A 12,450-nucleotide genomic window follows, 5' to 3' on the forward strand; every position below is an offset into this window, starting at 1 on the left:
GGAGCAAGGCGTGTTCAGTAGGAACCGAAGTCTGCGTCAGCTGGCGACGATCGCATCCATATCTTTGGTGACCGGGTGCGGAATTCTGTCGTCGGACTCGTCCGGCGACAAGGGCCCGATCGTCGTGGGAACCACTAGCTCACCGAGCACGCTGGACCCCGCCGCGGCCTGGGACAACTCCTGGGAGCTGTTCCGCAACGTGTACCAGACGCTCCTCAACTACCCGGACGGGGCGACCCAGCCGGGGCCCGACGCCGCCCAGAACTGCTCCTTCACCGACGCCGCGAACCGGACGTACCGCTGCGTCCTGCGTGACGGGCTCACGTTCTCCAACGGGGACAAGCTCGACGCCCGCGCCGTGAAGTACTCGATCGACCGCATCAAGCGGATCAATGTGTCCGGCGGTCCGGCCGGACTGCTGGGCAGTCTGGACCGGGTCCAGGTGAAGGGCGACCGCGAGGTCGTCTTCCACCTCAACGAAGCGGACGCAACGTTCCCCTTCGTCCTCGCCACGCCGGCCATGTCGATCGTCGACCCGGCCGACTACCCGGCCACGGAGCTGCGCAAGGACGGCAAGATCACCGGGTCCGGGCCGTACACGCTGGAGTCCTACGAGGAGGGCAAGCAGGCCCGGCTCGTCGGGAACAGCCACTACAAGGGTTACGCCAAGCGGAAGAACAACGCGGTCACCATCCGCTACTTCCAGGACTCCACCAGCATGGTGAACGCCCTCAAGGACCGGAAGATCGACATCACCTACCGGGGTCTCGCCGCCTCCGACATCGTCTCCCTCCAGAGCGGCGGCAACGACAAGACCATCCAGCTCGTGGAGAACTCCGGCATCGAGATCAGCTACCTGGTCTTCAACCCGAAGGACCCGTGGGCCGGCAAGCTCGCCGTCCGCAAGGCGGTGGCCCAGGTCGTGAACCGGGACGCGATCGCCCACAACGTCTACAAGGACACCGTCGAGCCGCTCTACTCCATGGTCCCCGCGGGCCTCACCGGCCACACCACGGGCTTCTTCGACCACTTCGGGAACCCCAGCACCTCCAAGGCACGCAAGATCCTCCGCGAAGCGGGCATCACCCAGCGCGTCCCGCTGACCCTCTGGTACACCGTCGACCGCTACGGCTCCGAGACCGCTCCGGAGTTCCGGGAGATCAAGCGCCAGCTCGAGGACTCGGGCCTCTTCCAGGTCACCCTCAAGAGCCGCCCCTGGAAGACGTACGTGACCGGCTACCAGAAGGGCGAGTACCCGGTCTTCGGCCGCGGATGGTTCCCCGACTTCCCCGACCCGGACAACTACATCGCGCCCTTCGTCGGCAACCAGAACGCGCTGGGCACGCCCTACCCGGCGCCGGAGATCACCGGGGTGCTGCTGCCCCAGTCCCGGCGCGAGAGCGACCGCGCGAACGTGGTCAAGCAGTTCGAGCAGGCCCAGCAGGTCCTCGTCGACGACGCCCGGCTGCTGCCGCTGTGGCAGGGCAAGCAGTTCCTCGCCGCGAGCGAGGAGATCTCCGGCGGTGAGCGCGCCCTGGACCCGTCGACGATCATGATGATGTGGGAGCTGTCCCGCAAGACCAGCTGGTAGTCCCGGCGCGCGGGGTCCGGGAGTCCGTTGTCAGTGGTCGCCTGTAGGTTCTGAGACCTGGAAGTGACCGCACATCGGAGGAAGTTGACGTGACCGACATCGCCATGCTGCCGGAGTCCTGGCGGGGCGTTCTGGGCGACGAACTGCAGCAGCCCTACTTCAAGGAGCTGATGGAGTTCGTCGAGGAGGAGCGCGCCAAGGGTCCCGTCTACCCTCCGCGCGAGGAGGTCTTCGCCGCGCTCGACGCCACACCGTACGAGCGGGTGAAGGTCCTCATCCTCGGCCAGGACCCGTACCACGGCGAGGGTCAGGGGCACGGCCTGTGCTTCTCCGTGCGGCCCGGGGTGAAGACCCCGCCCTCGCTGCGGAACATCTACAAGGAGATGCACGAGGAGCTGGGCACCCCGGTGCCGGACAACGGCTATCTGATGCCGTGGGCCCAGCAGGGCGTGCTGCTGCTCAACGCGGTGCTGACGGTCCGCGCCGGCGAGGCGAACTCGCACAAGGGCCGTGGATGGGAGAAGTTCACGGACGCGGTGATCCGCGCGGTCGCCGGCCGGCAGGACCCGGCGGTGTTCGTGCTGTGGGGCAACTACGCGCAGAAGAAGCTGCCGCTGATCGACGAGACGCGGCACGTCGTCGTCAAGGGCGCGCACCCCTCGCCGCTGTCCGCGAAGAAGTTCTTCGGCTCGCGCCCGTTCACGCAGATCAACGAGGCGGTGGCCCGGCAGGGACACCAGCCGGTCGACTGGGCGATTCCGAACGTGGGGTGAGCCCCGGGCGGGGCCCGGCAGCGGCCCGGCCCCGCCTTCGCCCGTCCCGGTCGCCTCGCGTCGTCACCGGCATGGCCCAGCGTCCGTACGGAGCGGCCTGAGCACGATTGCCACAGAGGGCGGTTAGCGTCATGGGTGGGGGAGCGACGATTGTGGAGGACGCGGTGGCCAAGCGACAGGAGCAGGCGGCGCCGGACGCCGTCATGACCCGTATCGGGCAGGTCGTGATGCTGCACCACGGCGGCGACCGCGAGGAGGCCCGGGACCGCTTTCTGCGGCTGTGGGCCGAGATCGGCGAGGACGGCGACCCGCTGCACCGCTGCACGCTGGCGCACTACATGGCGGACACGCAGGACGACCCGGCGGACGAACTGGCCTGGGACCTGAGAGCGTTGTCGGCCGCCGAGGAACTCACCGACGAGCGCCTCGCCGGGCACCATGGGGCGCTCGCCGTCCGCGCGTTCTACCCCTCGCTCCATCTGAACCTGGCCGCCGACTACGTGAAGCTCGGCCGTTGCGAGGCCGCCCGTGCCCATCTGCACCGGGCCCGCGGCGCGGTCGGCGCCCTCGGTGACGACGGCTACGGTCACGGCGTCAGGGCGGCGATCGGCCGGCTGGAGCGCAGGCTCGCGGGGGAGGGGCCGACGGAGGGCGCGCCCGAGCCCGGTCCCCCGGACGGCCCCGGCGGCGGGAGGCTGGGGCCGCCGAGACAGCGGCCGTAGGAGCCGTCACGACGGCCCGGCACAGGCTCGTGCGGCGCCCTTGAAGCCCCGGGGCCCCTAGGGGGTGTTTCGAAAGTCCCGCACAGCACCCACGGCGCCCGGGACGCTCCCCCAGGCTCTTCGAGCAGGGGGCACCCCCACTCGGCGCGCCGGCCGGAACCCCGAGTACGTCCAGTACGAGGGCTTTCGTCCGGCACGCCGAGAGCACGCACCGGACACCGCGGGCACCGCACAGGACTTTCGAAACACCCCCTAGGCCCTGAATCGTCCGTACGCGCCCCGCACGCGTCTCCCACTCGTCCCGCCCCGAGCGGCGCCTCAAGGCCCGTAGACGCGTCCGCAGATGGCAACCTCGGGGCTGTCCGGCCGCCACCCCCCGTATCTGCGGCCGAGCGCGCACACATCGGGGTTCTTCGGGATCGCCGCGGAGGCGGACGGTCGCCCGCCGGTGTACGGCCCGGGAAAAGACGGGCCCGGGGCCGTGGACGGGCGGTGCGGACCGGCCGTCCGTGCCGCGGTGGGGCCCGGCCGGGCCGTGCCGTTCGGGGCGGCGGCCGACGGCGGCGGGTCGTCGGAGGGACGGACCATCTCCAGCGCCTCCCGCGCCGGGGCCTGGACGACGTGCGGCTGTCTGCCGCCGTCCGCGCGCGGCGCGGAGGGGCGCGAGGGAGCCGACGACGCGCCCGGTGCGGGCGGTCGCTGGACGGTGACACAGCCGGCGAGGGCCGAGACGGCCACGGTGACCAGGAGCAGCGTTGCGGTCGTCGTCGTTCGATGCACCCGCGCAACTCTGCTGCGTCCGGTCCGCTTAGGGGAGCGGACAGGCGCAGGATGCCCCGCACGGGTGATCTCGGCCCCCGTACGGAGGGCGCGCGCCCTCCGTGGGTGACGTCAGTCCCCGGTGGCCCCGTCGATCCGCTCGCGGATCAGGTCGGCGTGGCCGTTGTGGCGGGCGTACTCCTCGATCATGTGGGTGTAGATCCAGCGCAGGCTGAACCGCTCGTCAGTGAACCTGCTCGGGCCCTCGGAGAGGTCGTCCAGGCCGAAGCGGGCCGCGTGGCGGCGCGCGACCGCGATCTCGGCCTGCCAAGTGGCGTACGCCTCCTGCCATGTGTCGGCCTCGGTGAGGTGGAACTCGGCATCCGGGTCCTCGTCCCCGCCGTAGACCGGCCCCGGATCGTCACCGACGAGAACCTTGCGGAACCAGCCCCGTTCCACCTCCGCCATATGCCGTACGAGGCCCATCAGGGACAGCTCGGACGGCTCCACCGAGGCGGTCCTGAGCTGGGCGTCGGTGAGGCCCTCGCACTTCCGTGCGAGCGTCTGGCGGTGGTAGTCGAGCCAGCCCTCCAGCATGGCGCGCTCGTCGGCGTTCAGGGCGGGTTCACGGCGCTGAGTGGTCACCACCGCATTCTGGCCGGGCCCCACCCGCCACCGCCACGCCCGTGCGGGGGGCGGTCAGCGGCCGAGCATCCCGTCGAGCAGTTCCCGCAGACCGGCGCGCATCCAGTCGAGGCTCGGGGCCTCCGCCGTGAAGGACCCGGCCACGCACGAGAACAGCAGCCCGTCCAGCCAGGCCAGCAGCGACAGCGAGTGCCGGGCCGGGTCGGTGGAACCTATGGCGGCGACGAGGCCGGTGAGCTGGTCGCGGAAGCGGGCCCCGGCCGCGTCGAAGTGCCGGCGCAGTTCGGGCCGGCGGGTGGCCTCCAGGGCCAGTTCGTAGCGCGCCAGCGTCAGATCGCGGCCCTGGGTCAGGGAGCGGTGGGCCGCCAGGGCCAGGCCGTCCACCACCGCGCCGGACCCGGCCGCCGGGTCGGGCATCTCGTGCAGCGCGAGCACCCGCGCCTCCCGGTCGGCGAGACGTCGCACCGCGAGTTCCAGGAGGGCCAGGCGTGTCCGCGCCAGATTCGAGGTCGAGCCCTGGGGCAGCCCCGCCGCCCCGTCCACCGCCCGGTGTGTGAGCCCGCGCATACCGCGCGCGGCGAGCAGGGCGAGGGCGGTGTCGGCGACGAGGTCGGCGCGGGAGGCGCCCGTGGTGTGTACGGACATGGAGGCCAACCTACCCGTCCTACTACATCTGTAGTAAGGTCGCCGCACCACTCACTACAGGCGTAGTGTCTTTCGTGGGCACGAGGAGGAGCCATGGCACAGTCGTCACACGCCGTCGTCATCGGGGGAGGGATCGGGGGCCTGACCGCGGCGGTCGCCCTGCACCGCGCCGGCCGGAGGGTCACCGTCCTGGAACGGGCCGGCTCGCTGGAGCCGGCCGGCGCCGGAATCTCGCTGTCCCCCAACGCCCTGCGCGCCTTGGACGTCATCGGGCTCGGGGACGAGATCCGGGGCCTTGCCGCCTGGCAGGGCGACGGAGGGCTGCGCACCCCGAGCGGGCGCTGGCTGATGCGGTCCGACGGCGCCGCGGTGGCCGAACGCCTGGGCGGCCCGATCGTGCTGCTGCACCGCGCCACCCTGATCGACCGCCTGGCCGACCGGCTCCCGCCCGGCACCGTCCGCACGGGCGCGCCCGCGACCCTCGCCGACCCCGGTGACGCCGCCGGCCGCCCGGCCCGCGTCACCACCCCCGACGGGGACCTGGAGGCAGACCTGGTCGTCGCCGCCGACGGCATCCACTCCGCCGTACGCCGCGCGCTGTTTCCGGGGCATCCCGGCGTCGTGTACAGCGGATTCACCACCTGGCGGATCACGATGCCGCTGCCGGGGGTGGAGGTGGCGCCTCACGAGACGTGGGGCCGGGGCCGCCTGTGGGGAACCCAGCCGATGAAGGACGGCAGGGTGTACGCGTACGCCGCGGCCCTCGAGCCCGCCGGGGAGCGCGCGCCGGACGGCGACGAGAAGGCCGAGCTCGTGCGCCGGTTCGGGGACTGGCACGATCCGGTCCCGGCCGTCCTCGCCGCGGCCCGCCCCGGCGACGTCCTGCGGCACGACGTCCACCACATCGCCGAGCCGCCGCCCGCCTTCCACTCCGGCCGGGTCGTGCTGCTCGGCGACGCCGCGCACGCCATGCCGCCCCTGCTCGGCCAGGGCGGCAACCAGGCCATCGAGGACGCGATCGTGCTGGCCCACGCCGTGTCCCGGCGCAGCGCGAGCGGCGGGACCTCCACCACCGACGCTCTCGCCACCTACACGGCGGCCCGGCTGCCCCGCACCATGACGATCGTCCGCAAGGCCGTCGGCACGGCCCGGCTGAACCTGATGCCCAGCCGCCCCGGCATCGTCGTGCGCGACGCCCTGGTCTCCGGGGTGTCCCGGGTCGCCCCCACCCTCTTCCTGCGGGGACTGGACGACATCGTCGGCTGGCGCCCCCCGCAGCAGCCGTATGCTTCCGGTGAGGCACCCGTCGGCAACCCCTAGGAGACATCCTGTGAAGGTCGGCTGCATCGGACTCGGAGACATAGCGCTGAAGGCGTACCTGCCGGTGCTGGCGTTGCAGCCGGGGCTCGAACTGCATCTCCAGACGAGGACCCCCGCGACGCTCCACCGTGTCGCGGACGGTCTGCGCCTTCCCCCGGAGCAGCGGCACACCGATCTGGACGCGCTCCTCGCCCAGGGCCTCGACGCGGCGTTCGTGCACGCGCCCACCGCCGCCCACCCGGAGATCGTCGCCCGGCTCCTGGAGGCGGGCGTGCCGACGTATGTCGACAAGCCCCTCGCCTACGAGTTCGCCGACTCCGAACGGCTGGTGCGGCTCGCCGAGGAGCGCGGCGTCGCTCTGGCGGTCGGCTTCAACCGGCGCTACGCACCCGGCTACATGCAGTGCGCCGACCATCCGCGCGAGCTCATCCTGATGCAGAAGAACCGCGTCGGCCTGCCCGAGGACCCGCGCACGATGATCCTCGACGACTTCATCCATGTCGTGGACACGCTGCGGTTCCTGGTGCCGGGACCGGTCGACGACGTGACGGTGCGCGCCCGCACCGAGGGCGGGCTGCTGCACCATGTGGTGCTCCAGCTGGCCGGGGACGGATTCACCGCGCTCGGCGTGATGAACCGGCTGAGCGGTTCGGCGGAGGAGATCCTGGAGGTCTCCGGGCAGGACACCAAGCGGCAGGTGCTGAACCTGGCGGAGATCGTCGACCACAAGGGCCAGCCGACCGTGCGGCGGCGCGGGGACTGGGTGCCGGTGGCCCGGCAGCGCGGCATCGAGCAGGCCGCACTCGCCTTCCTCGACGCCGTCCGGGCCGGCACGGTGCTCAGCGCCCGTGACGCACTGGCGACCCACGAACTGTGCGAGCGGGTGGTGGCTGCGGTGCGGGAGCGCGCCGCCGCCCGCTGAGAGCCCGGACGCCCTCCGCCGCGCACAGCGCGGCGAGGATCCCCAGGGACGCGTACACCGGCCAGTCGCCGTAGCGGACGTACGGGGTGACGCCGCGGGCCAGCGGGATGTCGTAGACCGCCGAGGTGCTCGCGTCCGTGCCGAGCCAGGAGCCGATGCGCTCCCCGCCGGGGCCGTAGACGGCGGAGACACCGGTCAGCGTGGCGTGCACCATGGGGCGGCCGGTCTCGGCGGCGCGCAACGCGGCCAGCGAGGCGTGCTGCGCGGGCGCCCAGCTCTGCTGGAACGTCGATGTGGACGACTGGGCGATCAGCACCGCCGCGCCGTCGTCCGCGAGATGGCGGCTCATGTCCGGGAACGCGGACTCGAAGCAGATCATCGGGCCGACGCGCAGCCCGCGCCCCACGTTCATCACCACCTGCTCGGTGCCGCGCCTGCGGTCCTCGGCGGCCGCCCTGCCGACCGAGGTGGCCCAGCCGAGCACGGATCGCGCCGGTATGTACTCGCCGAACGGGACGAGTCGCATCTTGTCGTAGCGCTGGCCGGTGAGGCCGTCCGGGCCCACGAGCACGGAGCTCTTGTAGATGCCCGGGCGGTCGGAGCGGCGGGCGTCCACGTTGACCAGGATGTCGGCCTTCACCAGCCGGGACAGCGCCGCGATCCGGCCGGCGAGATCGGGACGCCGCGCAAGGTCGAAGCCGACGCTGCTCTCGCCCCAGACGACCAGGTCCACGTGCTGCCCCGCGAGCCTCCGGGTCAGCTGCTCCTCGCGGGCGAACCGCTTGTCGCCGCTCTCCGCCCCGTCGATGACCCCGGGCTGGACGACCGCGATCCGCACCCGCCCGTCGGGGACGGGCCGCGGCGCCCAGACCCAGGCCGCCGACGCCACTACGGCCGTCGCGACGAGCCCGGCCACGGCGGGGACACGCGAGCGGCGCAGCGACACGAGCACGGCCACGGCGACGTTGACGGCCACGACGAGGAAGCTCAGCAGCCACACTCCACCGACCGACGCGAGCCGCAGCGCGGGCTGCACCTGCCACTGGCTCGACCCGAGCAGCCCCCAGGGGCCGCCGAGCCCCTGCCAGGAGCGGACGAGTTCCACCATCAGCCAGCCGGAGGGCAGGACGAGAAGGGCGGCGCCGATCCGCCCCGGGGAGGGGACCCCGGCGAGGAAGCGCCGCACCAGCCAGCCCCAGGGGGCCCAGAGCGCGCCGAGCAGCGCCGCGATGACGAACGTGAACACGTTCAGGTTCGGTATCAGCCAGTGGTGCACGGCCGTCATGAAGCCGAATCCGCCCAGCCAGCCGTCGTAGGCGGCCCGCCTGCCGGTCGGGGCGGAGCGGGCGAGCAGGATCCACGGGACCAGCGCGACATACGCGAACCACCACCACGAGGGGGCGGGAAAGGCGGACATCGGCAGCGCACCCGCCAGCACGGCGGCGGCACCGCGCCGCCACCGGGAGGCGAGCCAGTCGCCGGGCATCCTCATGCGGCGTCTCCTCCCCGGTGCGTGCTTCCAGTGTGCGCGCCGCCGACGATCTCCGACAGAGGGCCCGGCGGTCCACGGGGACTCGCTCAGTCGGCCGCCTCCTGCCCGTGCGGGGCACGTCGCCACTTCTCCTGGACGACCATCTCACGCAGCCGCCAGCCCTCGTCCGTGCGCAGGAACGCGAACGCGTACCGGCCGCCGCAGACGAAGTCGGGTTCGGACGGTCCGCCGTCCTCTGCCGCGAACCGCATCGGATTGACGTAGTCGGCCTGTACCCGGGCCGTGTCGCCCACGTCCTGTTCCAGGACGCCGAACCGGACGCGCCGGTTGACGATCAGGTGCTGGCGCACCGGGAACAGCCGCATCGTCCGGGCGAGCCATGCCGCGACCTGCCCGGCGTCGCCCTCGATCCCGCCGGCCGAGCGGTAGTCGGCACGGCCGTCGGCCGTGAACAGCCCTTGGTACGCCTCCCAGTCGCCGTCGTCCACGGCCACCGCGTACTCGGTGACGAGTCCGTCGACGGCCAGCCGGTCCAACACGGTCGCGAGCTCCACACGCTGCGTCATCGGATCAGTGTTGGGGACGTGGCGGGCGCAGCCAAGGGGCCGTGCGGGCCCTTTCGCGGGACCGGTGCCGGCAGACCGGTGGCGACGGCCTCGATCCGAGACCGGAACAGGTGCCCCTCACCCCGCGGCGGGCGCCGGGACGAGACCGTCGGCGACCAGACCCGCGAGGACCGCCTGGCCCAGCGCGTGCACGGCGGACTGCGGCCGCACCATCACCGTGAACTCCTTGATCCGGCCGTTGTCGTCGAAGTGCAGCAGGTCGATGCCGTGGATCTCCCTGCCGTCCACGGTCGCCCGGAAGAGCAGGACCGTCGAGGGGGACTCGGTGCCGTCGGCGCCGGTCTCGCCCGCGCCCGTGTACTGCCCGATGTAGCGGAAGTCGTCGAAGGTGCGCATCAGGACCCCGAAGAGTCCCAGCACCATCGGCCGGCCCTCGAAGGGCTGGAACTTCACGGGGCTGTAGAGGCGGATGTCCTCGGTGAACAGGTCCTCCAGGGCGGTGAGGTCGCGGTTGTCGACGGCCTCGCGGAAGCGCTCGGTTGCGGTCACTGCTTCTCCCCATAGTCATGAATATGAGTAGTCATATTCTTGAGTATCATGGCTGGGGTGTCCGTGGACAGCGGCAGGAGGGAAGCGATCCGATGGCGTTGCGCCACGCCGTGCTCGCGGCGCTGCTGGACGAGGAACTGAGCGGGTACCAGCTCGCCAAGGCGTTCGACCTGGGGGTGGCGAACTTCTGGTACGCACAGCCCCAGCAGCTGTACGCCGAGCTGACCCGGCTGGAGCGGGACGGGCTGATCACGGGCCGCGAAGTGGTCCAGGAGACTCGGCCCACCAAGCGCCTGTTCAGGGTCACCGAGGCCGGCCTGGCCGAGCTGGAGCACTTCTCGGCCGCGGACGCAAAGCCCTCCTTCATCCGTGACGACCTGCTCGTCAAGGTGCAGGCCGCCGAGCGGGTCGACACGGGGACGCTGATCGCGCAGCTGGCCGAGCGGGCCGCCTTCGCCCGGGCCAAGGTCGAGGTGTTCGGCACGCTGCTGCACGCCATGCGGGGCGATCGCACCGAGGAGGAGTTCCTGCGCCACGGTGCCCGTATCGGTCCCTATCTGACGTGTCTGCGCGGCCTCGCCTTCGAGCAGGGCAACCACGACTGGTGCGAACGCGCCATCACCGTCCTGCGGGCGAGGCAGGCCGAGACACCCGGCGCGTCTGCGATCGTGGAGTGATCGACGTCTTCGACGTCTTCGGGGTGTTCGACGACGTCACCGGCCTTCGGCGGAAGGGTACCTATGACGCGTCCGGTCACGGTGGTCACCGGAGGCAGCCGCGGGATCGGTGCCGCGACGTGTGTGCGGCTCGCGGCGGACGGGCACGACGTGGTGCTCGGGTACGTGCGGGACGGCGAGGCCGCGGAGCACACCGCGACCGCCGTACGGGCGTCGGGCGTCCGGTGTGTCACCGTGCGGGTGGACACCTCCGAGGAGGCCGATGTCGACCGGCTCTTCGAGACGGCCGCCGAGGCGCTCGGGCCCGTGACCGGCCTCGTCAACAACGCCGGGGTGACGGGTCCGCTGGGCCGGCTGGCGGACACGGACCCGGCCGATCTGCGCCGGGTCGTGGAGGTCAACCTGCTGGGCGCGCTGCTGTGTTCACGCCGCGCCGCCAGGGAGATGCCGGCGCGCGGCGGCGGTGTGATCGTCAATGTGTCGTCGGCCGCGGCGACGCTGGGCAGTCCCGGCGAGTACGTGCACTACGCGGCGACCAAGGCCGCGGTCGACGCCCTGACGCTGGGCCTGGCCAAGGAACTGGGCCAGGACGGCATCCGGGTCAACGCGGTGGCACCCGGGGTGATCGACACCGACATTCACCGGGCGATGGGTGACCCGGGCCGCCCCGAGCGCGTGGCGGCCACGACTCCTCTGCGCCGTGCCGGCCGGGCCGAGGAGGTCGCCGCGGCGATCGCATGGCTGATGTCGCCCGAGTCGTCCTACACCACCGGTGCCGTGCTGCGGGTGGCCGGCGGCCGGTGAGCCCCCGCGCGGCGGGCCGGTCGTCTTCCTCAACGGCACGTCGAGCGCGGGGAAGCGGAGCATCGCGGCCCGGTCGCTGCGGATCGTGGATGAGCCCTGGCTCCACATGCCCGTCGACGCGTTCCACGCGATGCGCTCCGGGCCGCCTCTGTCGCCGGTGGAGCTGAAGGCGTTGCTGCGCCGCACGTGGCGGGGCTACCACCGGGCCGTCGCCGGGATGGCCGCCGGTGGCGGAAACGTCGTCGTCGACCACGTGCTCGGCGAGGAATGGCGGCTGCGGGACTGTCTCGACCTGTTCCCGCCGCAGGACGCGATGCTGGTGGGGATGCGCTGCCCGCGCGAGGAACTGGAGAGGTGTGCACGGGCCCGTGGTGACCGCCCGTCGGGGCCGGCGGTGCGGCAGCCGGAGCTGGTGCACGCCCGTGGTGTCTACGACCTGGAGGTGGACACGAGCCGTGCGGAGGCGGGCGAGTGCACTCGGCGGATCAAGGGGTTCCTGCCCGGGCGTCCACGGCCGACGGCCTTCCAGCGCCTGCTGGACGGCGGCCGGTGAGGGTGGGTCAGGCCGCCTCGATGACCTTGCCGCGTATCGCCGCCGCCCATTCCACGACCAACAGCTCGTACTCCGCGCGCTCCTGGGCCGACAGGGAACCGCCCGCGCGCAGCCACAGGGCACGGATCCGCTCGTTTAAGTCGTCGGCGGAACGTGCGGAACCAGGGCTCAGGGAATCGGGGGACATGCGCACAAGCCTAGGGGCAAGGGCTGACAGCGCGCTACCACACGGCTACAGGGGCCGTATGCGGTTGGTCACGATCGTTCGCCGGGCGGACGTCGGGGTTCGGCGCGGTCGCGCGCCGCGCCGGGATCAGCCCGCCGACTCGGCCGCGTGCGGGCTGAGCACACCTGCGGCGACCAGCGCGATGATGGCGACGCCGAGTGCGATCCGGTACCAGACGAACGGCATGAAGCTCTTGCTCGAAATGA

At 72.2% G+C, this 12,450-nt stretch carries 15 protein-coding genes and 1 pseudogene; 8 read left to right on the top strand and 8 right to left on the bottom strand.

Going from position 1 to position 12,450, the window contains the following annotated elements; genetic code table 11:
* Window positions 1-10: 10 nt before the first annotated feature.
* The 3 genes from ACFSL4_RS19165 to ACFSL4_RS19175 all read left to right on the top strand — a co-directional run bounded on the left by ACFSL4_RS19165 (window position 11) and on the right by ACFSL4_RS19175 (window position 3,086).
* Window positions 11-1,591, top strand: a complete 1,581-nt coding sequence (locus ACFSL4_RS19165) for an ABC transporter substrate-binding protein (RefSeq protein WP_381084189.1) — start codon at window positions 11-13, stop codon at window positions 1,589-1,591.
* 89 nt (window positions 1,592-1,680) lie between these two features.
* Window positions 1,681-2,364: a uracil-DNA glycosylase gene (gene ung / locus ACFSL4_RS19170; protein WP_381084191.1), complete on the top strand. Its 684-nt coding sequence runs from the start codon at window positions 1,681-1,683 to the stop codon at window positions 2,362-2,364.
* 164 nt (window positions 2,365-2,528) lie between these two features.
* Window positions 2,529-3,086, top strand: coding sequence for a hypothetical protein (locus ACFSL4_RS19175; protein WP_381084193.1), 558 nt, complete (start codon window positions 2,529-2,531; stop codon window positions 3,084-3,086).
* Between the two features lie 318 nt (window positions 3,087-3,404).
* On the opposite strand, the gene ACFSL4_RS19180 is transcribed toward ACFSL4_RS19175, so the two are convergent.
* The 3 genes from ACFSL4_RS19180 to ACFSL4_RS19190 form a co-directional block, all read right to left on the bottom strand.
* Complete coding sequence (locus ACFSL4_RS19180; RefSeq protein WP_381084195.1) at window positions 3,405-3,866, bottom strand: hypothetical protein; 462 nt, start codon at window positions 3,864-3,866, stop codon at window positions 3,405-3,407.
* A gap of 111 nt (window positions 3,867-3,977) precedes the next feature.
* Window positions 3,978-4,490: a DinB family protein gene (locus ACFSL4_RS19185; RefSeq protein ID WP_381084197.1), complete on the bottom strand. Its 513-nt coding sequence runs from the start codon at window positions 4,488-4,490 to the stop codon at window positions 3,978-3,980.
* Between the two features lie 54 nt (window positions 4,491-4,544).
* Window positions 4,545-5,135 (bottom strand): TetR/AcrR family transcriptional regulator, encoded by a 591-nt coding sequence (locus ACFSL4_RS19190; RefSeq protein WP_381084199.1) that lies wholly within the window; start codon window positions 5,133-5,135, stop codon window positions 4,545-4,547.
* A 93-nt stretch (window positions 5,136-5,228) separates the two neighbouring features.
* Here ACFSL4_RS19190 and ACFSL4_RS19195 point away from each other — a divergent pair, with 93 nt between their 5' ends.
* On the top strand, window positions 5,229-6,455 hold the full coding sequence (locus ACFSL4_RS19195; protein WP_381084201.1) for an FAD-dependent monooxygenase: 1,227 nt from the start codon (window positions 5,229-5,231) through the stop codon (window positions 6,453-6,455).
* A gap of 10 nt (window positions 6,456-6,465) precedes the next feature.
* A complete protein-coding gene (locus ACFSL4_RS19200) occupies window positions 6,466-7,377 on the top strand; it encodes a Gfo/Idh/MocA family protein (RefSeq protein WP_381084203.1) in 912 nt (303 codons plus the stop codon).
* Here the strand turns inward: ACFSL4_RS19200 and lnt are convergent.
* From lnt to ACFSL4_RS19215, 3 genes are all read right to left on the bottom strand, one after another.
* Window positions 7,295-8,869, bottom strand: coding sequence for an apolipoprotein N-acyltransferase (gene lnt, locus ACFSL4_RS19205; protein ID WP_381084205.1), 1,575 nt, complete (start codon window positions 8,867-8,869; stop codon window positions 7,295-7,297). The genes ACFSL4_RS19200 and lnt overlap by 83 nt on opposite strands.
* 86 nt (window positions 8,870-8,955) lie before the next feature.
* The gene (locus ACFSL4_RS19210) at window positions 8,956-9,435 is read right to left on the bottom strand and encodes a nuclear transport factor 2 family protein (protein WP_381084207.1); all 480 of its coding nucleotides are present in this window, start codon (window positions 9,433-9,435) and stop codon (window positions 8,956-8,958) included.
* A gap of 117 nt (window positions 9,436-9,552) precedes the next feature.
* Entirely contained in the window at window positions 9,553-9,984 is a 432-nt protein-coding gene (locus tag ACFSL4_RS19215; RefSeq protein WP_381084209.1) for a nuclear transport factor 2 family protein, read from the bottom strand.
* A gap of 92 nt (window positions 9,985-10,076) precedes the next feature.
* Here ACFSL4_RS19215 and ACFSL4_RS19220 point away from each other — a divergent pair, with 92 nt between their 5' ends.
* The 3 genes from ACFSL4_RS19220 (at window position 10,077) to ACFSL4_RS19230 (ending at window position 12,018) form a co-directional block, all read left to right on the top strand.
* Window positions 10,077-10,661 carry a PadR family transcriptional regulator gene (locus ACFSL4_RS19220; RefSeq protein ID WP_381084211.1) on the top strand — a complete coding sequence of 195 codons (585 nt, stop codon included), beginning with the start codon at window positions 10,077-10,079 and terminating at the stop codon, window positions 10,659-10,661.
* A 63-nt stretch (window positions 10,662-10,724) separates the two neighbouring features.
* Window positions 10,725-11,465 carry an SDR family NAD(P)-dependent oxidoreductase gene (locus ACFSL4_RS19225; RefSeq protein ID WP_381084213.1) on the top strand — a complete coding sequence of 247 codons (741 nt, stop codon included), beginning with the start codon at window positions 10,725-10,727 and terminating at the stop codon, window positions 11,463-11,465.
* A complete protein-coding gene (locus tag ACFSL4_RS19230; RefSeq protein ID WP_381084215.1) occupies window positions 11,434-12,018 on the top strand; it encodes a chloramphenicol phosphotransferase CPT family protein in 585 nt (194 codons plus the stop codon). Before ACFSL4_RS19225 ends, ACFSL4_RS19230 begins: the two co-directional genes overlap by 32 nt.
* Before the next feature lie 7 nt (window positions 12,019-12,025).
* Here ACFSL4_RS19230 and ACFSL4_RS19235 read toward each other — a convergent pair whose 3' ends face one another.
* Together ACFSL4_RS19235 and ACFSL4_RS19240 are read right to left on the bottom strand one after the other, a co-directional pair.
* Window positions 12,026-12,205 carry a hypothetical protein gene (locus ACFSL4_RS19235; protein ID WP_381084217.1) on the bottom strand — a complete coding sequence of 60 codons (180 nt, stop codon included), beginning with the start codon at window positions 12,203-12,205 and terminating at the stop codon, window positions 12,026-12,028.
* A 126-nt stretch (window positions 12,206-12,331) separates the two neighbouring features.
* Window positions 12,332-12,450: pseudogene (locus ACFSL4_RS19240) on the bottom strand (undecaprenyl-diphosphatase); the annotation flags it as partial.

Origin of the sequence: Streptomyces caeni, assembly GCF_042678285.1 — a bacterium.
Lineage (GTDB): Bacteria > Actinomycetota > Actinomycetes > Streptomycetales > Streptomycetaceae > Streptomyces > Streptomyces caeni.

Coding starts and splice junctions, on each gene's coding strand:
- ACFSL4_RS19190 (WP_381084199.1), bottom strand. CDS start 5,135: ATGTCCGTACACACCACGGGCGCCTCCCGCGCCGACCTCGTCGCCGAC.
- ACFSL4_RS19195 (WP_381084201.1), top strand. CDS start 5,229: ATGGCACAGTCGTCACACGCCGTCGTCATCGGGGGAGGGATCGGGGGC.
- lnt (WP_381084205.1), bottom strand. CDS start 8,869: ATGAGGATGCCCGGCGACTGGCTCGCCTCCCGGTGGCGGCGCGGTGCC.
- ACFSL4_RS19210 (WP_381084207.1), bottom strand. CDS start 9,435: ATGACGCAGCGTGTGGAGCTCGCGACCGTGTTGGACCGGCTGGCCGTC.
- ACFSL4_RS19220 (WP_381084211.1), top strand. CDS start 10,077: ATGGCGTTGCGCCACGCCGTGCTCGCGGCGCTGCTGGACGAGGAACTG.
- ACFSL4_RS19225 (WP_381084213.1), top strand. CDS start 10,725: ATGACGCGTCCGGTCACGGTGGTCACCGGAGGCAGCCGCGGGATCGGT.
- ACFSL4_RS19235 (WP_381084217.1), bottom strand. CDS start 12,205: ATGTCCCCCGATTCCCTGAGCCCTGGTTCCGCACGTTCCGCCGACGAC.